Source organism: Nocardia salmonicida (assembly GCF_036142455.1).
Classification (GTDB): domain Bacteria; phylum Actinomycetota; class Actinomycetes; order Mycobacteriales; family Mycobacteriaceae; genus Nocardia; species Nocardia salmonicida.
The window spans coordinates 4,445,273-4,470,249 of record NZ_CP108014.1; the positions used below are offsets into that span (position 1 = coordinate 4,445,273).

At 68.4% G+C, this 24,977-nt stretch carries 22 protein-coding genes and 1 pseudogene; 11 read left to right on the forward strand and 12 right to left on the reverse strand.

Annotation, left to right across the window (positions count from 1 at the left end):
- Positions 1–4 precede the first annotated feature (4 nt).
- A complete protein-coding gene (gene nadE, locus OHS03_RS20860) occupies positions 5–829 on the forward strand; it encodes an NAD(+) synthase (RefSeq protein WP_328656383.1) in 825 nt (274 codons plus the stop codon).
- Here the strand turns inward: nadE and OHS03_RS20865 are convergent.
- Positions 826–1,068, reverse strand: coding sequence for a MoaD/ThiS family protein (locus OHS03_RS20865; RefSeq protein ID WP_062983935.1), 243 nt, complete (start codon positions 1,066–1,068; stop codon positions 826–828). The two genes, nadE and OHS03_RS20865, sit on opposite strands and share 4 nt — an antisense overlap.
- Complete coding sequence (moaA, locus tag OHS03_RS20870; protein WP_056812380.1) at positions 1,061–2,119, reverse strand: GTP 3',8-cyclase MoaA; 1,059 nt, start codon at positions 2,117–2,119, stop codon at positions 1,061–1,063. The genes OHS03_RS20865 and moaA overlap by 8 nt, the downstream gene beginning before the upstream one ends.
- Before the next feature lie 142 nt (positions 2,120–2,261).
- Here moaA and OHS03_RS20875 point away from each other — a divergent pair, with 142 nt between their 5' ends.
- Genes OHS03_RS20875 through OHS03_RS20885 form a run of 3 tightly spaced genes read left to right on the forward strand, consistent with a single transcriptional unit; the run spans position 2,262 to position 4,952 of the window.
- Positions 2,262–3,467 (forward strand): molybdopterin molybdotransferase MoeA, encoded by a 1,206-nt coding sequence (locus tag OHS03_RS20875; RefSeq protein ID WP_328656386.1) that lies wholly within the window; start codon positions 2,262–2,264, stop codon positions 3,465–3,467.
- Positions 3,464–4,528: a bifunctional molybdenum cofactor biosynthesis protein MoaC/MoaB gene (gene moaCB / locus OHS03_RS20880; protein ID WP_328656388.1), complete on the forward strand. Its 1,065-nt coding sequence runs from the start codon at positions 3,464–3,466 to the stop codon at positions 4,526–4,528. The genes OHS03_RS20875 and moaCB overlap by 4 nt, the downstream gene beginning before the upstream one ends.
- A complete protein-coding gene (locus tag OHS03_RS20885; protein WP_062983926.1) occupies positions 4,521–4,952 on the forward strand; it encodes a molybdenum cofactor biosynthesis protein MoaE in 432 nt (143 codons plus the stop codon). The genes moaCB and OHS03_RS20885 overlap by 8 nt, the downstream gene beginning before the upstream one ends.
- Before the next feature lie 3 nt (positions 4,953–4,955).
- Here the strand turns inward: OHS03_RS20885 and OHS03_RS20890 are convergent, their stop codons facing one another.
- From OHS03_RS20890 to OHS03_RS20900, 3 genes are all read right to left on the reverse strand, one after another.
- Positions 4,956–5,987 (reverse strand): CobW family GTP-binding protein, encoded by a 1,032-nt coding sequence (locus tag OHS03_RS20890; RefSeq protein WP_328656389.1) that lies wholly within the window; start codon positions 5,985–5,987, stop codon positions 4,956–4,958.
- Positions 5,988–6,064: 77 nt separating this feature from the next.
- Positions 6,065–7,642, reverse strand: a complete 1,578-nt coding sequence (locus tag OHS03_RS34725) for an N-acetylmuramoyl-L-alanine amidase (protein ID WP_407942398.1) — start codon at positions 7,640–7,642, stop codon at positions 6,065–6,067.
- 187 nt (positions 7,643–7,829) lie between these two features.
- The gene (locus OHS03_RS20900; RefSeq protein WP_056812397.1) at positions 7,830–8,366 is read right to left on the reverse strand and encodes a sigma-70 family RNA polymerase sigma factor; all 537 of its coding nucleotides are present in this window, start codon (positions 8,364–8,366) and stop codon (positions 7,830–7,832) included.
- Positions 8,367–8,594: 228 nt separating this feature from the next.
- On the opposite strand from OHS03_RS20900, the gene OHS03_RS20905 reads away from it, so the two are divergent.
- Entirely contained in the window at positions 8,595–8,930 is a 336-nt protein-coding gene (locus tag OHS03_RS20905) for an SUKH-4 family immunity protein (RefSeq protein WP_328656391.1), read from the forward strand.
- A gap of 8 nt (positions 8,931–8,938) precedes the next feature.
- Here the strand turns inward: OHS03_RS20905 and OHS03_RS20910 are convergent, their stop codons facing one another.
- The 3 genes from OHS03_RS20910 to OHS03_RS20920 all read right to left on the reverse strand — a co-directional run bounded on the left by OHS03_RS20910 (position 8,939) and on the right by OHS03_RS20920 (position 12,271).
- Positions 8,939–10,420, reverse strand: a complete 1,482-nt coding sequence (locus OHS03_RS20910; RefSeq protein ID WP_328656393.1) for a nitrilase-related carbon-nitrogen hydrolase — start codon at positions 10,418–10,420, stop codon at positions 8,939–8,941.
- Positions 10,421–10,496: 76 nt separating this feature from the next.
- Complete coding sequence (locus tag OHS03_RS20915; protein ID WP_328656395.1) at positions 10,497–11,177, reverse strand: response regulator; 681 nt, start codon at positions 11,175–11,177, stop codon at positions 10,497–10,499.
- Entirely contained in the window at positions 11,174–12,271 is a 1,098-nt protein-coding gene (locus tag OHS03_RS20920; protein WP_328656397.1) for a sensor histidine kinase, read from the reverse strand. Before OHS03_RS20920 ends, OHS03_RS20915 begins: the two co-directional genes overlap by 4 nt.
- A gap of 214 nt (positions 12,272–12,485) precedes the next feature.
- Here OHS03_RS20920 and OHS03_RS20925 point away from each other — a divergent pair, with 214 nt between their 5' ends.
- Positions 12,486–13,454 carry a cation diffusion facilitator family transporter gene (locus tag OHS03_RS20925; protein ID WP_328656399.1) on the forward strand — a complete coding sequence of 323 codons (969 nt, stop codon included), beginning with the start codon at positions 12,486–12,488 and terminating at the stop codon, positions 13,452–13,454.
- A 510-nt stretch (positions 13,455–13,964) separates the two neighbouring features.
- Here OHS03_RS20925 and OHS03_RS20930 read toward each other — a convergent pair.
- The gene (locus OHS03_RS20930; protein ID WP_328656401.1) at positions 13,965–17,324 is read right to left on the reverse strand and encodes a WD40 repeat domain-containing protein; all 3,360 of its coding nucleotides are present in this window, start codon (positions 17,322–17,324) and stop codon (positions 13,965–13,967) included.
- A gap of 98 nt (positions 17,325–17,422) precedes the next feature.
- On the opposite strand from OHS03_RS20930, the gene OHS03_RS20935 reads away from it, so the two are divergent.
- The 4 genes from OHS03_RS20935 (at position 17,423) to OHS03_RS20950 (ending at position 20,333) form a co-directional block, all read left to right on the forward strand.
- A complete protein-coding gene (locus OHS03_RS20935) occupies positions 17,423–17,920 on the forward strand; it encodes an MTB12 C-terminal domain-containing protein (protein WP_328656403.1) in 498 nt (165 codons plus the stop codon).
- A 219-nt stretch (positions 17,921–18,139) separates the two neighbouring features.
- The gene (locus tag OHS03_RS20940; protein ID WP_328656404.1) at positions 18,140–18,790 is read left to right on the forward strand and encodes a hypothetical protein; all 651 of its coding nucleotides are present in this window, start codon (positions 18,140–18,142) and stop codon (positions 18,788–18,790) included.
- Complete coding sequence (locus tag OHS03_RS20945) at positions 18,790–19,455, forward strand: hypothetical protein (RefSeq protein WP_328656406.1); 666 nt, start codon at positions 18,790–18,792, stop codon at positions 19,453–19,455. The genes OHS03_RS20940 and OHS03_RS20945 overlap by 1 nt, the downstream gene beginning before the upstream one ends.
- A gap of 314 nt (positions 19,456–19,769) precedes the next feature.
- On the forward strand, positions 19,770–20,333 hold the full coding sequence (locus OHS03_RS20950; protein WP_328656408.1) for a hypothetical protein: 564 nt from the start codon (positions 19,770–19,772) through the stop codon (positions 20,331–20,333).
- A gap of 83 nt (positions 20,334–20,416) precedes the next feature.
- Here the strand turns inward: OHS03_RS20950 and OHS03_RS20955 are convergent, their stop codons facing one another.
- Together OHS03_RS20955 and OHS03_RS20960 are read right to left on the reverse strand one after the other, a co-directional pair.
- Positions 20,417–21,787, reverse strand: a complete 1,371-nt coding sequence (locus tag OHS03_RS20955) for a lipase family protein (protein WP_328656410.1) — start codon at positions 21,785–21,787, stop codon at positions 20,417–20,419.
- Positions 21,784–22,932 (reverse strand): esterase/lipase family protein, encoded by a 1,149-nt coding sequence (locus tag OHS03_RS20960; protein WP_328656411.1) that lies wholly within the window; start codon positions 22,930–22,932, stop codon positions 21,784–21,786. The genes OHS03_RS20955 and OHS03_RS20960 overlap by 4 nt, the downstream gene beginning before the upstream one ends.
- A 192-nt stretch (positions 22,933–23,124) precedes the next feature.
- Between OHS03_RS20960 and OHS03_RS20965 the strand changes: the two genes are divergently transcribed.
- The gene (locus OHS03_RS20965; RefSeq protein ID WP_056812433.1) at positions 23,125–24,399 is read left to right on the forward strand and encodes a PucR family transcriptional regulator; all 1,275 of its coding nucleotides are present in this window, start codon (positions 23,125–23,127) and stop codon (positions 24,397–24,399) included.
- Positions 24,400–24,442: 43 nt separating this feature from the next.
- Here the strand turns inward: OHS03_RS20965 and OHS03_RS20970 are convergent.
- Positions 24,443–24,769 (reverse strand): annotated as a pseudogene (locus OHS03_RS20970) (transglycosylase family protein); the annotation flags it as partial.
- Positions 24,770–24,977: the final 208 nt, after the last annotated feature.

A 24,977-nucleotide genomic window follows, 5' to 3' on the forward strand; every position in this document is an offset into this window, starting at 1 on the left:
CGGCATGGGGACACTGCGTGAACAGATCATTGCCGAATTGGGTGTACAGCCCGAGATCGAGCCGAAGCAGGAGGTCCGGCAGCGCGTCGACTTCCTGAAGGACTACCTGGCCACCACCCCGGCCAAAGGGTTCGCCCTAGGGATCAGTGGCGGACAGGACAGCGCGCTGGCCGGTCGGCTGTGCCAGCTCGCCGTCGAGGAGCTGCGGGCCGAGGGCGTCGAGGCGAAATTCCTGGCGGTGCGGCTGCCCTACGGCATGCAGGCCGACGAGCACGACGCGCAGATCGCGTTGAACTTCGTCGACCCCGATCGCACGGTCGTGGTGAACATCCGCCCCAGCGCCGACGCCGTTGGCATCGAGGTCGCGGGCGCGCTGGATCACGAGCGGTTGCGCGACTTCGTGCGCGGCAACATCAAGGCGCGCGAGCGGATGGTCGCCCAGTACGCCCTCGCGGGCCAGGAAAGCCTGCTGGTGGTCGGCACCGATCACGCGGCCGAAGCGGTCACCGGATTCTTCACCAAGTTCGGCGACGGCGGTGTCGACCTGACCCCCCTCACCGGTCTCACCAAGCGTCAGGGCGCGGCCCTGCTGCAAGAACTGGGCGCCCCGTCGAGCATCTGGTCAAAGGTCCCCACCGCCGACCTCGAGGACGACCGTCCCGCCCTCGCCGACGAAGACGCACTCGGCCTGCGCTACACCGAGATCGACGACTATCTCGAAGGCAAGGACGTCACCCCCGAGGTGGCCACGCGCGTGGAGTCGATCTTCACCAACACCCGCCACAAGCGCACCGTCCCGGTCACCCCGCTCGACACCTGGTGGCGCTAGCCCCCGGCGAACGGGGGCAGTACGTCGACGCGGTCGCGGAGCATGGCCGACGGGTCACGCGTGAGTTCGTCACCGATGAGGAAGGCGCAGACGCCGACCAGGCCGTCGACGTCGGAACCGTAGGTGGCGGCGAGGGTCGCCCGTAGGTCGGCGACGGTGGCGCCGTCGGGTAGGTCGAGGGATTCGGTGTTCTTGCCGACCGCGTCGGCGATGGCGGCGAAATAGCGGACCTCAACCACCGATGGCTCCCATCGTGCGTTCCGGGGGGACGAAACCGGCGGCGTCGATACCGTGACCGGCCCATTTCTGCCACATCGCGCCACGCCACAGCTCGGCGACCTCGTCGTCGTCGGCGCCTGCCCGCAGCGCGGACCGCACGTCGAACTCCTGGTCGCTGAACAGGCACGAGCGCAACATGCCATCGGCGGTGAGCCGGGTCCGGTCGCAGCTGTCGCAGAACTTGCGGGTGACCGTAGCGATGATGCCGACGGTCGCCGGTCCGCCGTCGACCAGCCATTTCTCGGCCGGAGCCGAGGGGTCGGCGCGGGTGGTGGGAGTCAGGGTGAAGCGCTCGCCGAGGACATCGAGGAGGTCGGCGGCGGTCACCATGTGATCGCGGGCCCACTCGTGGTCGGCGTCGAGGGGCATTTCCTCGATGAAGCGCAGCTCGCACTGTTCGGCCAGGCACCACGCGAGCAGGTCGGCCGCGCCCGCCAGATTCTGGCGCATCAGCACGGCGTTGACCTTCACCGGCGCCATGCCCGCGTCGCGCGCGGCACGGATGCCGTTGAGCACCGATTCCAGGCGGTCGCGGCGGGTGAGACGGGTGAAATCCTCCCGGTCGACGGTGTCGAGGGAGACATTGACTCTGGTCAAGCCTGCCGCGGCGAGCTTGTGGATGCGGTGTTCGAGGCCGACGCCGTTGGTGGTCATGGCCAGCGGGGTGCCGGGCACCGCCGCGTGACAGCCCGCGATGATCTGTTCCAGCTCACGACGCATCAGCGGTTCGCCGCCGGTGAACCGCACCTCCCGCACACCCAGCTCGCGCACGGCCAGCGACACCAGCCGCACGATCTCGTCGGCGGTGAGCAGTTCCTGGCGCGGAATCGGCGGCAGGCCCTCCTCCGGCATGCAATAGGTGCAGCGCAGCGAGCATTTCTCGGTGATGGACACGCGTAGGTCACGAGCGATCCGGCCGAAACGGTCGACGAGGAACGGCGTCTCGGGCCTGCCGTCCAGGGACGGCCGCTCCGATCGCACGGCGGGTATCCCCATCTCGACCAGCGTCATCTCTACAGTATGACCCGTAAGGCCCGTCACATTCCCTGCGCCGGGCCGATTCTTCGCGAACTCGTCAGCTCACCACAGGCAAGCCCCCACCGTGAGCAATGCGACCCCGACCGGCCCGGACGGCGGAGATTAAGCTGGCAGCATGACTCCCCGGCCCGCTACCGCGTCGGCACGCAGCGTCGACGAGTACCGCGACACCGTCGCCGCGCTGCTGGCCCCGCTCGCCGACCGCCACGACGAACAGGTGGCGGTGCCCGACGCGCTCGGCCGCACGCTGTCGGCCGATGTGGTGTCACCGATCGACCTGCCGGTGTTCCGCAACTCGGCGATGGACGGATACGCGGTGCGCGCGGCCGATGTGGCCGTCACGCCGGTCACGCTGCCCGTTGTCGGCGTGGTGGCGGCGGGTAAGCCGGGCACCGATGCGCTGCCCGTCGGCTCGGCGGTGAAGGTGATGACCGGTGCGCCGATGCCGCCCGGGGCCGATTGTGTGGTGCCGGTCGAGGATGTGCAGGCCGGCGACGGTCGGATCGTGGTCGAACGTGGACGTGGGCGCGGCGAATTCGTGCGCGAAGCAGGAACCGATGTGCGGACCGGTGAGCTCGTCGCGCGGGCGGGCACGGTGCTCGCCCCCCGCCATATCGCGGCGCTGGCCGCTGTCGGCCTGCCTGCCGTGTCGGTGCTGAGTCGATTACGCGCGGTCTGCATCACGACCGGTGACGAACTCCAGCCCGCGGGCAGCGTGTTGGCGCCGGGACAGATCTACAACTCGAACGGCATCGCCCTGGCCGCGGCACTGCGGGCCGACGGTGTCGAGGTGGTCGAGGTCGCGCACAGCACCGACGACCCCGCGGTGTTCACCTCGGTGCTGAACGCCGCGATCGCCGCCGCCGACGTGGTCTTCACCTCCGGTGGCGTGTCCAAGGGCGACTTCGAGGTCGTCAAGGATGTGCTGGGTCCGCTCGGCGGGACGTTCGGCTCGGTCGCGGTGCAACCCGGCGGACCACAGGGCTACACGGTGGTCGACGAGGTCCCCGTGCTCAGCTTCCCCGGCAATCCGGTGAGCACGATGGTGTCGTACGCGGTGTTCGCGCGCCCCGCCGTGCGCGCGCTGGCCGGACTGCCGGAACTCGTGAGCGGCGAAACGACCCTGCGCACGCCGCTGCGCTCCCCGGCCGGTCGTCGCCAATACCTGCGCGGCCTGTTGACCGAGGACGGGGTCGAAGTGATCTCGGGGCCCGGCTCACATCTCATCGCGGCGATGGCCTGGGCCGATGTGCTCGTCGATGTTCCCGCCGAGGTCACCTCGCTGGCCGCCGGTGTCCCTGTGCGAATCTTGTCGCTATGAGCGAGTTGTCCCACGTCGACCGCGAGGGTCGCGCGCGCATGGTCGATGTCAGCGCGAAAGCCGACACCACCCGAATCGCCGTCGCCGCAGGCGAATTGCAGACCACCGCCGAGGTGATCGCGTTGGTGCGGGCCGAGGGCATGCCGAAGGCCGACGTGTTGTCTACTGCGCGGTTGGCCGGAATCGCCGGTGCGAAAAAGACTTCCGAGCTGATCCCGCTGTGTCATCAGCTGGCGCTGTCGTCGGTGAAGGTGGAGTTCGGATTCACCGAGACGACCATCACCGTCGAGGCGACCGCCAAGACGAAGGGTCCGACCGGCGTCGAGATGGAAGCGCTGACGGCGGTGGCCGTCGCTGGGCTCACCTTGCACGACATGGTGAAAGCGGTAGACCCCGCCGCGGTGATGAACGGGGTCCGGCTGGTCACCAAAGAGGGTGGAAAGCACGGGCATTGGGTGCGACCGGAGAGTCGGCCCGACACCGGCGCACCGGCGCTCGACCGGTTGGCGCAGGTGAACGCGGGTGCCGGTGTCGAGACCCCGATGTCGACGCCCAGGGCGACGGAATCAGCTGACGCCCAGACCTTTTCACGGACAGCAGTCGTGGTCGTCGCGTCCACCGGCACCGCGGCGGGAACCCGCACCGACACGACCGGTCCCGTACTCGTCGATTGGCTGACCACACAAGGGTTTTCGGTCCGTGGGCCGCTGGTCTACGCCGATGCGGAGATCGCCGCCGGGCTGGCCGACGCACTGAGCGCGGCGCCCGCGCTGGTGGTGACCACCGGTGGCACCGGCGCCTCCCCCACCGATGCGACGCCCGAGGCCACCCGCGCCGTGCTCGATCGTGAGCTGCCGGGTGTCGCCGATGCGATCCGGCAGCGTGGGACCGCGAAGTTCCCCCTGGCCGCACTGAGTCGCGGCGTCGCCGGGCTGGCCGGTCGCACCGTTGTCGTGAACCTGCCCGGTTCGCCCGGCGGGGTGAAAGACGGGATCGCGGTGCTGGAACCGCTGTTGGATCATCTGCTCGCGCAAGTAGCCGGAGGCGGCAACCATGAGTGACTTCGGTGCTGTTCGGCTGGCGACCATCAGCGATCAGGACCTCGACCCTCTCACCGTCGAAAACGCTGTCGACGGACCGGAATTCGGCGCGGTGGTGGTGTTCACCGGGAAGGTGCGCAACCACGACGGTGGGCAGGCGGTGACGTCGCTGGAGTACTCCGCACACCCCCAGGCCGAGCGCTTCCTCCACGCGATCTGCGCGGAAGTGGCGCAGGCGAGCGGACTTCCGGTCGCGGCGACACATCGGATCGGGTCGCTCACGATCGGCGGGTTGGCGATCGTCGTCGCGGTGGCCGCGCCGCATCGGGCCGAGGCGTTCACGGTGTGCGCCGAGCTCGTCGATCGGATCAAGCACGAGGTGCCGATCTGGAAGCGGCAGTTGTTCGCCGACGGGCTTTCGGAGTGGGTCAACGCCTGCGGCTGACGGTCACTGCACGGTGTAACGCCACACGCCGAGCATCTCCTGCTCGTCCAAGAGTGTCTCACCGTCGAACACGGTGTCGTGCAATCGTTTCAGCGCCCCGTCCGCGTCGAGCCCCGCGCCGATCAGTACCAGGTTCGAGACGCGCTGCTCGCCACGCGCCCAGCTGCCGGGGGTGAAGACCACGTGTCTGCCGACCAGGTGGACTTCGAACTTGCGTCGCTCGCCCGCCACCGCGAACGTCACATACCCCTTGGCACGGAACAGACCTGGCGGCGGATCCTCCAGAAAGCCCACCAGCGCACGGGGATTCAAGGCGCGGTCGGTCGTGAACGACACCGAGACGTAGTCATCGTGGAGGTGGCGGTGCTCGGGATCATCGTGGTCGTGCTCGTCGAGCAGTGTGTCGAAACTCAGCTGCTCTGCCACCCTCAGCTGATCGGGCGCCCGATCGTCGAACAGCAGGCCCGGATCGATACGGCCGTGCGTCGTCGCATAGACCGGCACCTGCCCGACCCAGTCGGCCAACTGCGCCCGCAGACCGGCCAGCGCCTCGGCTCCGACGCGGTCCGCCTTGTTCACCAGCACCAGATCCGCCATCCGCAGATGGGTCACCAGCTCCGGATGCTGCGTGCTGGTGGCGGTGAACTGCTCGGCATCGACCACTTCGACCAATCCGCCGTAGGCGATACGCGGGTTCGGGTTGGCGATCACCATGCGGATCAGGTTGCGCGGCTCGGCCAGCCCGCTCGCCTCCACCACGATCACATCCACCGCACTGCGCGGTTGCGCCAGCTGCGCGAACAGATCGTCGAGTTCGGACACGTCCACCGCGCAGCACACGCACCCGTTGCCGAGCGACACCATCGCGTCGACCTGCCCCGCCACCAGCATCGCGTCGATGTTCACGGCCCCGAAGTCGTTGACCACCACCCCGATCCGGGTTCCCCGATTGTTGCGCAGCAGGTAGTTGAGCAGGGTCGTCTTCCCCGAACCGAGAAACCCAGCAACGATCACGACAGGAATCACCGCACCCATGGTGCCACCTACCCCCGGCCACACAGCACGCCGCCCACCCCTGGATCAGGAGTGGGCAGCGTGGGTGCGATGAACTGTCAGGATGGACCGAAAACCATGCCCACCAGGGTGTACACCAGATTTATCAGCTGGCCGGGAATGGTTGATTCGTCCATGCCGAGGGCCTGGGCCAAAGGCATGAGCAGCGTCATGACGGTGGTGATCGGGCCGCCGAGGGTGCTCAGATCGAGCTCGGGCTCTTCGGGCGCCGCCTCGGTTTTGGGCGTGGTGCCGCGCTTCTTCGGAGCGGGTGCGGCGGGCGCCTGGGGTGACGTCGTGCGGGGCGGGTCGCCGGGGGCCGCGGTGCGGACGGGGGCCACCGGAACCGGATCGGCGATCGGGGCTCGAGCGGGGATCGGTGCGCCGGTCGCGGGACCGTTGGCGTCGGCGGGGGCCGGATCCTCGGTCGGCGCCGTCTGGTCGCTCGCGCCACCGGGCAGCGCGGGCGGATCAGCCGGTGCCTGCTCGGGTGCGGGAACCTGCGCCGGAGCGACCGCGCGGGGTGCCGCTGTCGTCGAGGTCGGAGCCGGCGTCTGGGACTCCGGGCTCGACGCGGTGGTCCCTCCGGGCTTCTTCGAGGGCTGTGAGGAGTCAGCCGGGGCGGTGGTGGGCGCCGAAGCCCCATTCGTGCCCTCGGCGGGCGTTCCGGCACCGCTGGGGTCCTCGGCCGGTACGGAAGCGCCGTTCCGGTTCGCGGCCGGCGGCGACGCGGGCGCGTCAGCGGTCGGCGCGGGGGTCCCTGTCGGATCGGCAGCGGGTGCGCGCTTGGGAGTCTGTGTGGTAGTCGCGACCGGCACCCGACCCGGTGCGGCGGCGTAGGCGGGGATCGGCTTGTTCAGCAGGAACCCCACGACGCCGGTCGCGATGGCGACCGCGTGCTCGAGCTGACCTTCGCGCGATTCCAGCCGAGCGGCGTCGCCGGCATGGGCGCCGTTGCCCATCTCGACGAACACCAGCGGCACCTGTGTCAGCGCCGGGCCTGCCACATCCTCGCGGGTCTGCAGACCCCCTTTGACGCCCGCGTAGTTCGCGGGCGAGAAGCCGGCTGCCAGGTAGGCGTCACGGACCGCGCTCGACACGAGCCGCCCGCCGCCGGACTGCGCCTTGTCGGCGATCGAGTCGGGGATGGGGAGCTGCGGCACGATGATGTGGAATCCGTGCTGGTCGGGGCCCGCGCTGTCGGCGTGAATGCTCACCGCCACGTCGGCGCCGGACTGGTTGGCGGCGCGGGCGCGATCGTCGACGCAGCCGCCCCACCCGGTGTCGTCGGCACGACTCAGCACCACGTCGGCGCCCAGCGCCTCCAGGGACGCCCGCACGAGCTGGGCGACATCCCAGTTGATGGTGTGCTCGGGGATGCCGTTGAGTGAGGTCATGCCGGTGGTCTGGCAGTCTTTGGTGCCGCCGCGGCCGTTGTCGACCTGGCGGCTCAGGTCCTCCGAATGCGCCGACCCCTGGTGACCGGGGTCGAGGAAGATCGTCTTACCGGCGAGCTGCGCGCTGGTCGCCGGTTCAGGAGCGGCGTGGGCGGTCACGGGGATCAATCCCGACAGCGACACCACCACCGCGGCGGAGACGGTAGAGCAGATTCCGGCCTTGATGATGTTTGGTTGCATGTTCGGTCGGTGCTCCGGGACCGGAGCACCCCTCCCTTCCCATTGGTAACACCTGGTAACACCAAACCCAGTGGTTCACTCTTGCAACGTTGGCAACCACAGGGCAAGCACAGTTACCGAAATGTAACTGGATGGAAGTATGAAAAAGCGCTGTTCGGATGCCCAGATGAGCCCTCAGAGACGCCTCTCAGGCAACTTCTGGCAATTGCCGCAGGGACCGCAACGCGTAGTGCACCCGGGTCTTCACAGTGCCGACCGGAACACCGAAATCCGCGGCGACCTCCCGGTACCCGCGGTCGTGCAGAATCACCTCGGTCACCGCCGCGCGCTGCGGCTCCGGGAGCCTGGCCAGCAGGTCGTCGACGAGCAGCCCGTCGACCAGTCCGTCGGCGAAATCCGGTCTGCCACAGACCGATACCTCGGTGATGTCGTCCCAGCCCACATCACCGGGCCGAATGGCTCGGGCCCGCAGGATGTCGATGACGACGTTGCGTTCGATCGCCAGCAGCCAGGTTCGCACGCTGCCTTTGCGATCGTCGAAGTCCTGACAGGAACGCCAGCCGCGCAGCAGGGTCTCCTGCACCGCGTGCTCGGCCAGGCCCGCATCGCCGAGACTGCGCACAGCCCGCCAGTGCAGCAGACCGCGATCGGTGGCAAGCACCTCGGCCAGCCCGTCCCTGGTACACAGGCGCGCACAGTGCGCACCGCAGGAGTTGTCCTTCATATGGGGATATCGCGGTGGACCGCGTCGATGACAACGCCGCGCGTTAAGCGACTCTTCAGGATCCTGCTGGGCCGGTACCGGAGAGTAGTTCTTGCGAGCCCGGCAGGGCCTGCTCCAGGAGGGGGGAGCAGGGACGCCGGGCTCGTTCTATGTCCGGGCTCGCGCATTCGAGCGAAGTCGAGCACGATCGCACCAGGGCGACGACAATCGCCACGAGGAGCGAACAACGTGGACATCCATGCATATCCGACCGACGCGCAGACGCCGGTCGACCGAGCCGAGGCCAGCCGCCTCGCGGCCGAACACCTCCCCGCCGAGCAACCGGGGCACGATCGGCAGATCGTCGAATTCGCGGACGGATTCACCGTTTTCGCGATCGCGCCGTTGCACGCGCCCTCGGATCGGCCGATCCCGATCGGCGGCTCGGTGTATGTCATCGACAAGGCGACCGGGGCGGTGTCGTTCTGGCCGACTTATCCGTCCGGAGTGGTCGCCGAGTACTACGCGCTGATCCTGGCGGCGGGCAAGTTGGTCGTCGCCGATACCTGGCCCGATCAGGACTGATCGACCGATTAATGAGGCCTCGGTTGAGCGACCGGACGACGGAGGGCAGCGAGTCCACCGGCCACGGCGAGCATGATCGACAATCCTGCGAACCAGTCGCCCCAGCGAACGTAAGGCGTGCGATCCCCGGCGGTGCGGATGTCGGCGAGCGCCATGCGGGTTTCGGTGAGGTCGGTGCGGACCGACGCCTGCACGGTGCCCTGTGCGTCGACGGCGACCAGTTCGCCGAGCTGGGCGGGGCGCGCGATGGCGATGCCTGATTCGGCGGCTCGTAGCACTGCCATTCGGCTGTGTAACCAGTGGTCGACGGTGAAATCCAGTGCGGGAGCGAGGATCAGCGTCGCGCCCTCGGTGCGGTTCTGGCGGACGAGGGCAGGGCGATCGAGGTCGAAGCAGATCGCCAGCGCCCAGGAACGACCAGGAATCCGGACCGAGGTCGTTCCTGGCTGGAGCGAGGATTCGAGGCCGGGGACGAGAAAGCGCTTCGCATAGACAGTTTCGCCTGGATAGGCGATGGCGGCGTTGACAGTGCCGTTGGGTTGTTCGAGTTCCAGACCTACGACCACATCGACGCCACGGCGAACAGCAACGGCGCTGAGTGGGTCGCGCAACAACCAGAGCTCGGATTGTCTCGCATGCCAAGCCTTCTCGGTGAAGACGATGACTTCGGCGCCCTGGTCGGCGAGCTGGTCGACGGCGGCGACCGCTTCGGTGATCATCCGCGCACCATCGGGCGTGGCGACCGGAACGTACATCGGCGGCTGCGCGAGGGCGACCAACCCCACCCTCGTCACCGGGCCGCCGCTTGCCGCCTCGGAACACCACTGACCTGCACCGATGGCGACGATCACCGCTCCCGCCGCCGCACCGACCACCGTCAACCCGCGTGCCGTCCGGATTCCGGGGGCCATCAGCGCGGCAACGGCGCTGGGCACCGCAAGGAGCAGGAAGCTGATCCCCCACACGCCGGTGATCGATGCGACGCGCACGATCGCCGCCACCTCGGCCTGGGAGTACGCGATGCTCCACCACGCGCCGATCCCGCCGACCATGCTGACCAGGAACTCCACCGAGGTCCACAGGGCGGGCAGGGCGAGCACGGCCCATCCAAACCTGCCCTGCATCAGCAGCTTTCGAAAGAGGACGATGCACGCCCCGAAGGTCAGTGCACCGCCGACAAGCAGAATTACAGGGATCGTCGCGGGTTGGTCCAGGGTATCGATGAAGTAGGACCAGTACCTCGCGTTACCGCCGAACCACGACAGCGCCGCTGCCGCGTACACCGCCGGCGCGGATTGCCGCGGGGCCAGCCACAACACCGGAAGTGGGGCGAGCAGGGCGATTCCGGGACTCGGATGCAGGCCGGTGCCGATACTCCACAACACCGCTGAGCCGATGGTGGCGATCAACCAGATCGTCGACGGCCCGAGCCATCGACGATCGATTCGCCCGGAGAACCTTTCGCGCACAGCCTCTTCAGTAGATGTCACCCCTTGATCGTCGCGGTGGGGGCGGCTTCAGCACATCGCCCATACGAGCGGACCCACCTCCCTCACGCGAGTGAGATCACCTCGCGCCGCCCGGCAATTGGTTGTCCCCCCGAGCCACCATCCCGGATTCATAGGCGAAGACCACCGCTTGGGCCCGATCGCGGAGACCCAGCTTCGAAAGAACAGAACTGACATGGGTTTTCACGGTGTGTTCGGTGACGACCAGCCGGGCCGCGAGTTCGGTATTCGAGCGGCCCGCGGCGAGTTCTCGCAGGATGTCGCGTTCCCGCGGGGTCAGCATGGCCAACTGCGCGGATGCTTCCGGATGCGGACACGCGCGCGCGGCGACCTCGGCGATCAGCCGCCGCGTCACCGAGGGGGCAAGCAGCGCGTCACCGGCGGCGACAACCCTGACCCCGCCGATCAATTCGGCCCTGCGCGCGTCCTTGAGCAGGAATCCGCTCGCACCCGCCCGCAGTGCGGCGTACACGTACTCATCGACGTCGAACATGGTGAGTACCAGCACCTTTGCCGCCGTCTCCGCGCAGATCCTCGCGGTGGCCCCCACTCCGTCCAGCCGCGGCATCCGCACGTCCATCACCACCACATCGGGGGTGAGCCGCCGGGCCGCCGTCACCGCTTCCACACCATCGCAAGCCTCCCCCACCACCTCGATGTCGGGTTCGGATTCCAGGATGAGCCGAAACCCGGTGCGGAACAGTTCCTGGTCGTCGACGACGAGCACTCGCATCGTCAACTCCCCTGTGTCAGCGGCAGATCGGCGGATACCACGAACCCCGAATGCGTGGGCTCCACCCGCAACACGCCACCGCACGCGTGCACCCGTTCTCGCATCCCGACCAAACCGAAGCCCGTCGGGTCGCCGTCACCCACCCGACCGCCTTCCACCGCGGTGCCGTCGTCGGCGATTCGTACCCCGAGCCGACCCGATGACCAGCTCAGCGCCACGTCGACCCGCGTCGCCTTCGCATGCTTGCCCGTATTGGTCAGCGCCTCCTGCACGATCCGATACGCGGCGGCGTCGGCTTGCGGTGAGATCGGCACGCGGGCTCCGTGTTCGGTGAAACGGGCGGCCAGACCCCGATGTTCGGCGAGCGCGACAAGATCGGCGATGGCGGCCACCCCTGGTTGATGCGGCGGATCGTCCTCGCGCAGCGCACCGATACTGTGGCGCAGTTCCCGCAGGGCAGCACGCCCACCGTCGGCGATCGCCGCGAACGCCGCGTCGGCATCGGCCCGATCGAGCAGCGGACCGGTCTCGGCGCGCACGATCATCGCACCGACCGTGTGGGCGAGCCCGTCGTGCATATCCCGGGCGATCCGCAACCGCTCGCGAACCACGGCGGCCTCGCGTTCGTCGTCGAGGCGTCGCGTCCGTTCGGCGAGTGCGTCGATCTGCGCCTGCTTGGCACGGACCCCCGACCCGAGTGCCCATGCCGTCATGAACGACATCGCGGCATAGGCGTACGAGTCGGCGGTCTCGCGTGGCACCAGTAGCGACACCAGAATTCCCACCACGACCAGCACAAAGGTCGTACGTCGTTGCCGCGCGGAACAGTACGCCGCGATCGTGTACACACAGACGACCGTGCCGAACGGCAGGATCGGCAACGCGTGCACACAGCCGAGCGCGGTGATCGCCGGACCGACCACGAACAGCACACCCACCGGAGCCCGACGCCGCCACAACACCGGCACCGACGCGAGGACCGACAGCCCGACGATCCACCACGAGGCTGCGCCAGCGAGCGCGGGCACCACCGTCGCGGCCGTCACCATGGCGGCGATCAACGCGTCGAGCGGTGATGGATGTTCCCGAGGTAGTCCCACGACATGCCAGTCTGTCCGGAAACAGTCCGTCGCACCTCACTCTCGAGAGTGATTCGGCGCGCGTTACCGCGCCCGTACGCTCAGGCATAGGCTGGAATCGGACGCGGCGACATCCGGTGACCAGCGACGATCACCCCCGACCAAGAACGAATTGCATACATAGCGATGTGTGCATATGATTGCGACCGATCGAACCGCAGAAGAGGGGAACGTGATGGGCGCAGGGCACGGGCACGACCACGGGGTATCGGCCGACAGCGATCGACGCTGGCTGGCGGGCGCCCTGGCGGTGATCGTCACCTTCTTGATCGGCGAGGTGATCGTCGGCATCATCGCCGATTCGCTCGCACTGCTCTCCGACGCGGCGCATATGACCACCGATGCCGCCTCGATCGCGCTGGCGCTGTGGGCCATTCGGCTCGCGGCGCGACCGGCGAGCGGGCGGATGACCTTCGGCTGGAAGCGGGCCGAGATCCTGTCGGCCCAGGCCAACGGTCTGACGCTGCTGCTGCTGGCACTCTGGCTCGGCTACGAGGCGATCCGCCGACTGTTCGAGCCGCCGGAGGTGCAGGGCTGGCTGGTGCTGATCACCGCACTGGTCGGCATCGTCGTGAACGTGCTCGCCACCTGGATGATCAGCCGCGCCGATCGCACCAGCCTCAATGTCGAAGGCGCCTACCAGCACATCCTCAACGACCTGTTCGCGTTCATCGCCACCGCCGTGGCCGGTCTGATCATCGTCCTCACCGGCTGGGTCCAGGCCGACGTGGTCGCCACGCTGATCGTGGTCGTGCTGATGATCAAGGCCGGAATCGGCCTGATCAAGGCGTCGAGCCGGATCTTCCTCGAGGCCGCGCCCGAAAACCTCGACCCCGCGCAGATCGGCCGCGACATGGCCGCGCGCGAGGGCGTCACCGAGGTTCACGACCTGCACATCTGGGAAATCACCTCCGGCTCCCCCGCCCTGTCGGCCCATGTTCTCGTGCAGCCCGGTCGCGATTGCCACGCGGTCCGCGAGGACATCGCGCACATGCTCGACCACGACCACCACATCGAGCACGTCACCCTGCAGGTCGACCACGCCAGCCCGGAACTCCTCGACATCGGCAACCGCGACTCCCACCCGTGCGCCGACTCGCACGGCCCGAAGCATGTGCCCGAACGGGCCCCCCACACCCACTGACGAGGGAAGGCCCCACACCGTCAGGTGCGAGGCCTTCTCGTCGGTCACGCGCTAGCGAGGACCAGGTCGTTTCATCGACCTATGGGGCTGTATCAGCCGCCGAAGGAACCGGTCCACAGGGTGTCGACCAGCCCCTGCAGTGCTGCGCCGAAGGTATTGAAGAGGCCGCCGAGGGCAGCGCTACCGGTGTCGATGATAACGGGGATCATAGTAATTCCTCTGTTTCTCGCATAGGCCCAGCCGGAGCTGGCTTACAAATGGCATATCGACGCCCGAACATCGCGGGTTACGGATTTCTCGATTTAGTGACACTGGTAACAGTTCGGCCACAACGCCGCCCCCAACTGGCATTTTCGCGCGATACCCACCGTTTCTTAATTAATTCTGAGAACTCGATGAGAATTGTATTGCGGCATCCGATAAGGCCACATTTCCGTTGCCCCAAGAAATAGGGGCACCGCTACATACTGTCACAGACAAATGCGAAACCGCCGGTAGAGCTGTTATGGATCAGCGTGCGGGGCAGGTGTTCACATAGGCGTGGCCGGGAAGGGCGTCTGCCCATTCCTCGCGGGTGATCGGGGTGGTGCCGCTGGCACAGATCCGGTCGGCCTCGACGGCGGCGTCGGTGCGCCATCGACGCAGGGTGCCGTCGACGGCGGATTCGGTGAGGACGGCCCCGTTCGCGGCGAATGCCAGCATCGTGGGTTGGCGGTGGCGTTGACCGCGAGTGACGGTGGCGTAAGCGGTGGGGTTCGCGGGGTCGCTGTAGTCCCAGAGCAGAATGGTGCCGCTGAGGATGTCGTCGACGGCGAGCCGGGTTCCGTCCGGATCGAAGGCCACCGAACCCGCCGAGCCGTTGGCGCCGACGGGGACGGTGAGAGCGCGCGGCGGACGACCCGGCTTGCCGATCTCGTAGACGAACGCGCCGGTAAGAGTGCCCACAGCGAGGGTGTTGCGCGCGCTCAGGGCCAGCGACATGGTCTGGCCCGGGGTTCGCAGATCGGACAGCTCCGCGATCGGCGGCACATCGGATGTGGTCGCGAAGACGCTGACGTTGCCGGTGCGGTGGCTGCCGACGGCGAGCATGCTGCCGTCCGGACTGAAGGCGAGCGAGGTCGGGTAGCCGCGGCCGAATCGGATACTCGACAGCACTCGGGGTTCGCCGGAGACATCGAGGACCTCGACGGTCTGAGTCATGCTGCGACCGATGGCCAGGGCACCGTCAGGGCTGAACGTGATGGCGCGGATGTCGACGCCTGCCGCGCTGAGCGGCGCGCCGACGCGGCGCGGATTCACCGGGTCGGCGATGTCCCAGACCTGGATCGTGGATTCGGTTCTGGTCACCGCCCTTGTCCCGTCCGGGGCGATCGCGACGACGTCGATCAGCCCGGCGGGGTCGCCGTCGAGCAACGTTCGATCGGTGGCGAAGGGCGTTCTGGCCAGCATTCGCAGGTGCGGGAACAGTTCCTGCGGCAGGACGGGCTGGTCGAGCGGAAACCGGAACAGCGTGAGCGGGCTGGTCGGCACGACCGGACCCGGCAGTGCGAAAACGTGCACGGCATGGTCGAAACTCGTTGTCACCAGCGATTTTCCACCGCGCAGGAAGCGAGCGTGCGCGACCATATCGATCGGGAGCGTGACCAGCTCCACGCCCGTGTCCAGGTCGCGGATGCGGGCCCGGGAGTCCCCGCCGACGATCACGGCCGACCGACCGTCTTCGGTCAGCGACACGTCGAGGTATTCGTTGGCGCCCCGCATCACGGCGGGCATCGGCTCGAAGGTGCTCGCGCCGACGCGCCAGCGCGCGACCTCACCCGGATTGAGAGCGACGGCCAGCACGGCGCCGTCGCCGGTGAACTCGACCGACCTCGCCTCCGCGCCGCCGGGCCGTTCGAGGCGACGGTCGAACACCGGTGTCTGATCGTGGTCGAGGGTCTCGGTGTTCCAGCCGCGCACCGTGGTCGTCCAGACGCCGCCGAACAACGACGGCACCGCCGCGACCAGCGTGCGATCGCTCAGGGCGACCTCGGCACGCTGGCCCGAGACCGACTGCGTCGGTAGGGCGACCGGGTGCGCGGGATCGTCGCCGAGTCGCCAGGTCGACACCGTCGCACTGTGGGTGCCGATGGCGACGAACGCGAGGTCGGGACTCAGCGCGACCGACGAGGGCAACCGACCGGCGAGGGGGAACTGGGTCACCAGACGCGGTGCGCCGGGGTCGGCGATATTCCACAACGCCGATCGCAGATCGCCCGCGACCACCAGCCATTCGTGGTCCGCGCTGATCGCGACGCCGCGGATGTGGCCGCTGTCGGTGGCGAACCGTGGCCAGCGGTCGACGCCGGACTCGGTCACCCGCACCAATTCCACCGAACCGTCGCCTTCACCGATCGCGATCACGTCGCCCTGCGGGGTGGTCGCGATGCGCGGCGCGTCGGGATCGAAGACCACGCCGCGGCCGAGCACGACACCCGGGCTGATTCGGATGGGCGCGTCCGTGGCGGAGTTCTCCAACAGTGCCGATCGCGCTTCCTCGGTCGGAGCGGTTCGATAGGCGGCCAGCGCGATCTGTTGGGACAGTGCGGGATTGAGGTTTCCTCCGCCGCGCGCGACACCGGCGAACAGGCGCGAATTCGATTCCGCTCGCGCGGCCGCGTTCTCGATGCGCAGCTGGGCCAGCTCGGTCACCGACCCCACCGCCAGCAGCACAGCCAGCCCGGCCGCGACAGAAACCATCCACAGCGCGAGGTTCGCCCGGGTGCGGGTCCTCGCGATCGCTTCGGACACCGTGCGGGCGGCCGAGATGCGGTCGGCGTAGTTCTGTGGCGCCTCGTCGGCGGCTGCCTGGTAGGCCTCCGACGCGACCACCACGCGAAGCGACGAGCGTTGCGCGGCAGTCAGTTTGCCCGCGTAGCCGCCGACGGCCGTCAGGTTCGCGCCGGACAGCCCCGCGGTGACCGCGCACTCGGGGTCGAGCCGGCGGGGCCGCAGGCGACGCAGCAGCGCGTGCCGCGGGGCAAGGTCGTCGAGGGCGACCGCGAACGCCGCGCCCATCGACGCGCCGTTCATGTCGTTGGCCGGCGAGCTGCCGTGCGTCGAGACCGACCACCGCACACACGCGTCGGTGCCGGCCAATCTGCTGATTCGCCACGCTCTTTCGAGGCTGTCGGTGAATTCGCGATCGGCCTGCAGGAAGCCCATCCGCGCCGGGTCGGGATGCAGGCCGCTCGGTCCGCCACGAACCTCGTCGAGGCGCAGCACGCCCACCTCGCCACCACCGCCGAAGCTCGAGAACAGCACGCTGATCCGGCTGCTGCGCACGACCGCGAGGGTGTGCCCGGCCAGCTCGAGCGCGGCCATGATGGCGTATCCGCGCCCCGCCCGACCGCCCTGCCCGAGCAGATGGCGCACGATCTCGCCTAGCGGGGCATTCGCGGTGGTGATCGGAATACCCGCGGGCAGTAATTGGGTACCGACCGAGACCAACCCGGCGCGTTCGGCGTGATCGAGGAAGGTCTCACACGCGTCGTCGGTGTCGATCGAACCGGTCAGCGCCTGCGCCAGCACCGCCATCGCGCGGGCCGCCGACAGATCCGCGGTGATCCGGCGGTCTTGCGCGTCGGGATCCTCGGACTCCTCCTCCAGCAGATCCTCGTCCGCCGCGAGATCCTTCCACCGGGCCAGCGACTGCCGGGCCAGCACACCGGTCTCCCGCCGGTGCTCCAGTAGCCGGCGCGCGGCATCCGGCCCGGCGGCAACGGCATCGCGACACAGGGCCAGCCACCGTTGCGGCGCACCGGTCAGCTCGATCAGCACCGCGTCATCGGTCGACAGCGCGCCCGACTGATCCGTCGATTCGACCGCCATGTCTCCCCCGTCTCCCCGCCGGACGTCACCCGACCCTCCCGAGAACGCCCCGATACGATTGAATTCCAGCACACCATCGATCGACCCGAGGGACCACGTTGCCGAGACGACACAGCGCCGGACGCACCACGACCGTCGCGGCCCTGCTCGCCGTGATCGCGGTATCGGCGGGCTGTTCGGCCGCCGAGGACGCCACCACCGAGCCGGCGAAAGTCGTAGCGCGCGAGATCTCCGCACCACCGCCGCTACCGAGTGCCGACGAGGTCGGGGCACTGATGCAGCGACTGCTCGACCCGGCGGTGTCCAACGCCGAGAAGATCGAACTCATCCAGGGCATCGAGAGCGACCCCGAACTGCCGAACCGAGTCGCCGACGCTCCCCGACAGGGCGGCGCCACCATCGCGATCACCATCGCGGGCACCAGAACCGCACCACCCGGCATGCTCGCCGACGGCGCCGCGTCGATCAACGGCAGTCCGCCGTACCCGCTCATCGTCAACTTCGTCGCCGAGGACGGGAAGTGGAAGGTCGAAAAGGCCTGGTACTGCCAGATCGCGTTCTCGTTCATGGTCGCCTCCCCGGCCTGCCCGGCCTGATCGCGCGGGTCTGGGCGTCGGTGACGCGAACCGCTCGGGGCGGCAACCGCATCTGTGTAGGAGCCGATCGACCCGACAGGAGGCTCCGCGATGGGACATGTTCGATCCCACACCGCGCTCCGCTGTCTCCGGTCGGCCCGGCCTGCGGCGCAGGTAGCATCGACGGCGACGAGAAAACGAGCCGTGGTGTGCCCGTCGCCGGCCGAGTGGGGGTATCAGTTGAGTTCTGAGCCCTTGGATCAGTGGCTCGGCGCCGCGTGGAGCGAGGTCCCCGAACGCCTGCGTCCCGCTGTCGTCGACCACATCTTCGGCGCCGATCTGGTCACCATGTCGAGCTATGCGGCGACCAAGGCGCGCTACGTCCTGGATCGGCTCGACCCGGATATGCGCAGCGACTTCGAAGATGTCGCCCAGGACACGATGGTCGAGCTCACCGCGACGCTGCCCACCGAGCGGATTCGGCACTGGAAAGCGTTGGTGCTCAAGAAGCTTCAGTGGCAGGTGCTGCAGGACCGGCGCAGTCGCACGGCCGAGAAACGTCACCCGGGTCACCGGGTCGACTACGAGTCGACCGTGCTGGTACTCGAGGATCATCGATGCGGCGATGCCGAGAACCGGCTCGCCGACCGCGCGATCCTGCGGGACGCGCTGGACTCGATCGCGCACGCGGAGACCGCGGCCGTGCTCCGGGCGACCTTCGTGATCGCCACGGACGGCAGCTATTCCGATGTGCAGACCACCGGTGAGGTGGCCCGAGACCTGCAGTTCAGCCAGGAGAAGGTCAAGCGTTTACGCGCGGCGGGCGCCAAGATGCTGCGTGCGGCAGTGCGCGCGCAACTCGACGCCAGGGACAACGAGGAGACATCCTGATGGCGCCCGATCATGACGCGGACCGCCTGAGTCTGCCTGTCGATATCGATGTGCTGATCGCCTTCGCCGAGGCCGACAGCCCGGAGGTCGACGCGGAGTCGGCCGCCGCGGGGGCACGGATCGCGGCGCGACTGTTACGCGGCGGTTCGGCCGCCGTCGGCGACCTCGACGCGCGCCGCGCCGCGATGGCGGTGCCGGGCTGGACCGTGCACCCGCTCGCCGCGTCGTCCGAGGGTGAGACGACGGCGACCCGCGCGGTGCAGAAACAACTCGACCGGGAGTTGGGTATCGAGTTCACCCGCTCGCCCGCGGGCGCGGAGCAGACGCGAATCTCGGTGCACTCGTTCGGCGCTCGGGCCGCGGCGGGCGACATCGTGCGAGTGGCGGTGAGCCTCGGCGCCGAGCGCACCGAACTGCTCGTCGTCCTCTACGCCGATGCCGACGGCACGCTCACCGGTCAGGTTGTCACCAGGGCGCTCACCATGTCCGAGGATCTCGAGATCTCGCTGCTGCCGGGTGCCGCGCTCGGCAGCACGCATACATCGGCGGTCACCGACGCGGTGCGCTGCTCGCTCACGGCTGGACGCAACGCGTGGCGCAGGGTGGCCAAGGGGCTGCCCGCCGGCGATCCGGTGCGGGCGGCGATCGTCGCCGGCTTGAGCTGATCGTCACTGTCGCGGCACGGAATACGAACCCGATTACCGGAAACGTTCGTCCGGCAATCGGGTTCGGATGCGCCCTGGGAGGGCGCACCACCGACCCCCGTGGAACCCCCCTGCGGCTCCACTCGGCGAGCGGCGGCGCGGCCGTCACCCCCAGCGGCAGCAGTACTTCACCGACGCCGCCGCGGTGAGGCGACGACGTCGGTGAAACCCCTCATCGACACTGATGCCGTACGAGGGACGAACGGTTCGCGGCGAACCATTCTCGGGTCGTGGCGCATCTATGTTCTCGACGACCGGTAGTGAGGAACGCGGGGATGACACCTTCGAGAAGCGACGCATCGCGCAGGCTCACTGTCGCCGCGGCGATGGTGTTCCAGGTGAGCGCGCATGCCAGGACGGGGCTGCGGACTACGGCCGAGTCTTTCGAAGCCCAGGCGCGACTGCTGCTCGCCGATGGTGAGGCGAAGCATCACGACAGCGTGCGAGACGCCTGCGCCCGGGCCGAGGAGCTCGCCGCGACAGCCGAGGCCGAAACGGCTCGGCGACAACGCGACAGCGAGGTCGACGGGGCGGATCGGCGACGACACTCCCTGATCGCCGCCATCGCCCGTCATCGACTCGACGAGGACGCCCGCAACCGCCGCCGCGCCACAGCGATCGACAAGCAGGAGCGGGCCGCGGAACGCATGCTGATCGAGGCGAACCGCGGCAACCTGTGCGCCTACCGGCCGACCGTGACGTCGCCCGCCGGTGTGACGATCGACGAACTGGTGGCCGCACAGGAATTGGCCGTGCACGAGCTGCGACGCCGCCTCGACGTCTACCTCGCCGCGGTCGAAGCGCACCCCGAAGACGACAGATACGTGGCAGACCTGTGAGCTCGACCGATGAGTTCACCGCCGACACCACCGCTGCCGTGGCACCACGACCGATCACCCACCTCCGCGAGAGCACGGACTCATCACCGGACGGCGATCGAGGCATCATCGACAACGTGCGAATGTTCGGAGTCGCCGCCACCCAAGCGGGGTCGTTCAGGTGACGCCCCCGCCTCGGCCCCGCCGATCGGCATTCCGCCGAGCATGCGCAGCACCGTCCGCACGAACGCGAGATGTGTACGTAGGGCTCGCGGCGAACGCGCGACGGAGGCGACGGTGCACGTCCCGGTCGGCGCGGGATCGCCGGCGAATCTGTCGGTGAGCCAGTCGAGAATCGCGGGCACGATGAGGAATTCGAGTGACAGGTGCGAGCCGCGGCGCACGCGCAGATAGCGCACCGTCGCCCCGGCCCGCTGATAACGGCGCACGTGCGCGTCGATATCGGCGACCGCGATCACCTCGTCGTTCACCCCCTGGACGATGAGCAACGGTGCCGCGGGCGCGCGAGTGCCGGGTTCGATGTCGGCGAGAATGCGGCGCAGGACGGGTTCGGCGAGCAACTCCGCCATCCCGCCGCGCAGATGCCCGGTGACATCGCGACGCGCGAACCGCAGCAACAGCGCGAAGGTGCTGCGTTCCTCGGCTTCACCGAGCAGACCGCGGTATCGCGCGTCGAGATGATCGTGCAGCACCGCACCGAGTTCAGGATAGGCCTGCCGCAATCCCGCGATGAACGCCGCGGGGAACCCGGCGAACCACCCGCCGTTGAGCCGCTCGAAGGCGGCGGCCGGGTCGCCCACCGGTGAACCCGCCGCCGCACCAACGATATTCAGCTCCGGCGCGTACTCGGCGGCCAATTCCGCGGCCCACGCCGTGGCCAGCCCGCCGCCCGAATAGCCCCACAGGGCAACAGAAGTGGTCGGCGTCAATGCCATCGGGGCGAAGTCGAGGGCGGCCCGAATCCCGTCCAGCGCACGGTATCCGGGCTCACGCGCCGCCCCGAAACGACCACCCAGGCCCTCGTGATCGGGCACCGACACCGCCCAACCCCGCTCCAATGCCATCGCGATGATCGGCAGTTCGAGCGGCGCGATCGAACCGATGGTCCACGCGCCGCGCCGTAACACATACGACGGAAAGCATTGCGGGGCAACGGCATCGATCGCGCATTGGAACGACACCAGCGGTCGGGGCCGCGCCGAGGCACCCCACGGCAGCAGCACCGTCGTCACCGAGACTTCCGGCGCACCGTCGAGATCGCAGGTGCGATACAGCAATTGCCACGCGGTGATCCGCTGCCGGATCACCCCGAACAGCGCGAGATCCACCGGCCGCGACCGCACCACCGTCCCCGGCGCGAGCGCGGCGATGCCGAGCGGGGTGTCATAGAACGGGTCGTCGGGCGGCAGCACAGGCGCGTCGTGCCGGGTCGCTGCCGGAGCGTCGACGGTCATAGGCTGCCGCCGCCACCGAAGAACCAGGGGTTGAACGTACAGGCCAAGGTGGGACTGCCTTCCGGATCGAGAGCACGCAGCGCGATCGAGGTGGCACGCGGCGAATACATCATGGTGAGGTGGTCGGAGACGTCCTGCTCACAGCCGTTCTGCAGGGTGATGTTGTCGACGGTCGCGTCCGGCCCGGCCCGCAGGAAGACGAGGTCGAGGGGGTTCATCACCTCGTCGTAGCGGGAACCGACGGCGGTGTAGGCGACGCCGGGCACCGTGTCACCGGTGGCGTTGAGGGTGGTGTAGAACGGTGAGCCGATGGCCTGTTCGACATTGGCCGCGCCGATGATCGGCCGGTAGAAGCCCAGGATGTCGATGCCCGCGTTGTTGATCATGCGACCGAGCGTGGCGATCCCGAGCAGCGAGGTGCCGTGGTGGGTGGCGCCGAAACTGACCAGTTTGCCGACCTTGCCCTGACCGCCCTCGAACTTCAGATAGTGATTGGCGATGGTGCCGCCCTGGGAGTGGCCGACGATGTCGACCTGGTCCGAGCCGGTCGCCGCGCGTACCCGCTCGATGAAGGCGGCGACCTGGCGCGAGGAGTCGACCATCGGGCCGACCCCGTAGCGGCCAGGCAGCACGGCGCCGAGTCCACCGGCCTCGAGCAGCCCGGATTTGCCGAAGTTCAGGGCGAATACGCAGTATCCGGCCTTCGCCAGCTGCGGCGAGAGGTAGGAGAAGGTGTCGTAGGCGTTGAGCCAGGTGCCGTGCAGCAGTACCACCGGGCGCGGGTGCTGGGCGGAGGGCTTGCAGTCCCAGCGGTTGGCGCCGGGCGGCGCCGCGTCGGGGTGGAGCAGGCCGTAGGCGAAGGCGGGCAGGTACGCCGACATCTCGGGACCCTCGCCGACGGCGTCGGAGGCGCGGCTGCCCGCCGAACCCGAACTGCTACCGGAGGCGCTGCCGGTGTCGGCGATGGCGGTGGGGGTGCGGCCGTCGGCGGCGGGCACCGTGCCCGCGTTCACGTACTCGGCCAATGAGGCGATCGTCGGCTCCAGCACGGGCTCCGCGGTGGCCGGGCCGGATGCCGCGGTCAACACCGCGGCGATGCCGATTCCGCACAGCGCGCGGCGAAGGGAATGCGTCGTTGCAATCATGGTTTCACTTCCGTAGATCCGCGTCGACGAACAGGTAGCTCGGACGCGCTCTGCGAATCTATGACCCAGGACACAGTGATGTCACTGCACCGGGCAACGAGAAACTCTGGACGTGATTGGCGCGGGAGCCAAGTTCTGTTCGTTCTCGACCGGATCGTCCTGCACCGGCCTGTCGTCGGACACAATCGAGTCATGCTCGCTGAACACCCCATCTCCGAACTTCCCGCCCTGCCCGCGCTGACCGCACGTCTGTTGACGCGATGGCCACAGATTTCCGAGCGCATGCTCGCCGCCGGTCTCGGCGCCAACGCGCCCGCCGAACTTCCCGACGGCCACTTCACCGCGGAGGTGCTGCCGACCATCTACGCGTGCGGGCGGGCCGTGCTCGAGGCGATCGGCGCCGACCGGGAGTTCACCTACGCCGAGGTCGCGGCGTTCGTCGCCCCGGTCGCCGAGCGCCACGCGGAGGACCGGCTGCCGTTGCCGATGCTGATCGGCGCGATCCACGGGTCGGCGCAGTCGGTGTTCGCGGAGGCGTTGTCGCTGGCTCTGCCCACCGAGACCGCGGAGATGGCACGGGTCGGCAACCGCCTGCTCGATCTGCTGCGCCACATCAATATGACGGTCGTGGAGACCTACACCGAGGTCGAGCAGTCGATCTACCACGCCGAACGCGAGGCGCGCCGGGAGCTGTGTTCGGCGCTGGTCCGCGGCCTGCCCGCCGAGGAACTCGCGGCCCGCGCCGACACGATCCTCGCCGACCAGTACACGGTGCTGGCGGTTCACCTGAGCGAGCCGCCCCGCGTCGGCACCGCGGCCAACCTGGTGACCAGGCGACGGATCCGCGTGCTGCAACGCGCGTTGGACGAACTCACCGGCACCACCACCCCCGCCACCTTCGACGGCACCCACGGCATCGCGCTGCTGAGTCACAGTTCCGAAACCGACATCCTGGAAGCGGCGAAGTTCGACCAACTCGCCGACCGACTGCGCACTCAGTTCGGCGTCCCGGTGTATCTGGCCGAATTCTCCGGCATCAGCCGCGACGCGATTCCGGCCGCGGCCGAAGACGCGACCGAACTGACCGAACTGGCGCGACTACGCGGCAAGCCCGGTGGCTGCTACCGACTCGACGATCTGCTGCTCGAATACCAACTCACCCGGCCGGGTCCGGCCCGAGAACGCCTGGCGCAGCGGGTGATTCCGCTCCTGAGCAGTCCGCATCTGATCGACGCGCTGGAAGCGCATCTCGTCCACGGCGGCGACCGCAAAACAGCGTCACGTTTGATTCACGTACACCCGAATACATTTACCTATCGGCTGCGCAGAATTGCCGAGCTCACCGGCCTCGACCCATCCGATCCGTCGGATTCACGCATGCTCGCGGCATCGCTCACGGTATATCGATTGGATTCTCCGGACAACGAAAAAACCCGCTATTCGACGTGTGCTTCGAATAGCGGGTAATTCGTTTCCCGACAAGGAAAGTCTTACTTGTCAGCGCTCTTTACAGGTAGGCGCTGCACACGGGCCAGGCGCCGGGGCCCTGCGCGGCCAGCACGTTCTCGGCCACGCGGATCTGCTCTTCACGGCTGGCGTTGCTGGCGCTGCCCGCGCCACCGTAGGCTTCCCAGGTGCTCTGCGAGAACTGCAGGCCGCCGTAGTAGCCGTTACCGGTGTTGATGTTCCAGTTGCCCGTGCTCTCGCACTGCGCCACGGCGTCCCAGTTGTTCGCCGAGGCGGTTGCGGTGGTCAGACCGGCCGGAACGGCGATCATCGCGCCGGCAACAGCGGCAAGACCAAGGGCACGGGTGGTGAACTTGCGATTCAAAGACATAAAGTATTTCCTGCCTGCGTCCACCGACTCGGTGATGGAAACTACCGCGTCCCTGCCCCTCAGTCATGTCGGGGATCCTCGAATCACGGGGCAGGCTTTCCGGCGTTCTGCGATTCGATTCGGCTCGGGTTGTTGTTCAAGCCGTGACCGAATGTAGCCGGAATGCGCGCAGAGATCACGTACCGATCACGGACGTGTTTGTAGCGGA

Coding starts and splice junctions, on each gene's coding strand:
- nadE (WP_328656383.1), top strand. CDS start 5: ATGGGGACACTGCGTGAACAGATCATTGCCGAATTGGGTGTACAGCCC.
- OHS03_RS20925 (WP_328656399.1), top strand. CDS start 12,486: ATGGGCGCAGGGCACGGGCACGACCACGGGGTATCGGCCGACAGCGAT.
- OHS03_RS20965 (WP_056812433.1), top strand. CDS start 23,125: ATGCTCGCTGAACACCCCATCTCCGAACTTCCCGCCCTGCCCGCGCTG.
- moaA (WP_056812380.1), bottom strand. CDS start 2,119: ATGACGCTGGTCGAGATGGGGATACCCGCCGTGCGATCGGAGCGGCCG.
- OHS03_RS20900 (WP_056812397.1), bottom strand. CDS start 8,366: ATGAAGGACAACTCCTGCGGTGCGCACTGTGCGCGCCTGTGTACCAGG.
- OHS03_RS20875 (WP_328656386.1), top strand. CDS start 2,262: ATGACTCCCCGGCCCGCTACCGCGTCGGCACGCAGCGTCGACGAGTAC.
- OHS03_RS20930 (WP_328656401.1), bottom strand. CDS start 17,324: ATGGCGGTCGAATCGACGGATCAGTCGGGCGCGCTGTCGACCGATGAC.
- OHS03_RS20955 (WP_328656410.1), bottom strand. CDS start 21,787: ATGACCGTCGACGCTCCGGCAGCGACCCGGCACGACGCGCCTGTGCTG.
- moaCB (WP_328656388.1), top strand. CDS start 3,464: ATGAGCGAGTTGTCCCACGTCGACCGCGAGGGTCGCGCGCGCATGGTC.
- OHS03_RS20885 (WP_062983926.1), top strand. CDS start 4,521: ATGAGTGACTTCGGTGCTGTTCGGCTGGCGACCATCAGCGATCAGGAC.
- OHS03_RS20890 (WP_328656389.1), bottom strand. CDS start 5,987: ATGGGTGCGGTGATTCCTGTCGTGATCGTTGCTGGGTTTCTCGGTTCG.
- OHS03_RS34725 (WP_407942398.1), bottom strand. CDS start 7,642: ATGCAACCAAACATCATCAAGGCCGGAATCTGCTCTACCGTCTCCGCC.
- OHS03_RS20945 (WP_328656406.1), top strand. CDS start 18,790: ATGGCGCCCGATCATGACGCGGACCGCCTGAGTCTGCCTGTCGATATC.
- OHS03_RS20950 (WP_328656408.1), top strand. CDS start 19,770: ATGACACCTTCGAGAAGCGACGCATCGCGCAGGCTCACTGTCGCCGCG.
- OHS03_RS20960 (WP_328656411.1), bottom strand. CDS start 22,932: ATGATTGCAACGACGCATTCCCTTCGCCGCGCGCTGTGCGGAATCGGC.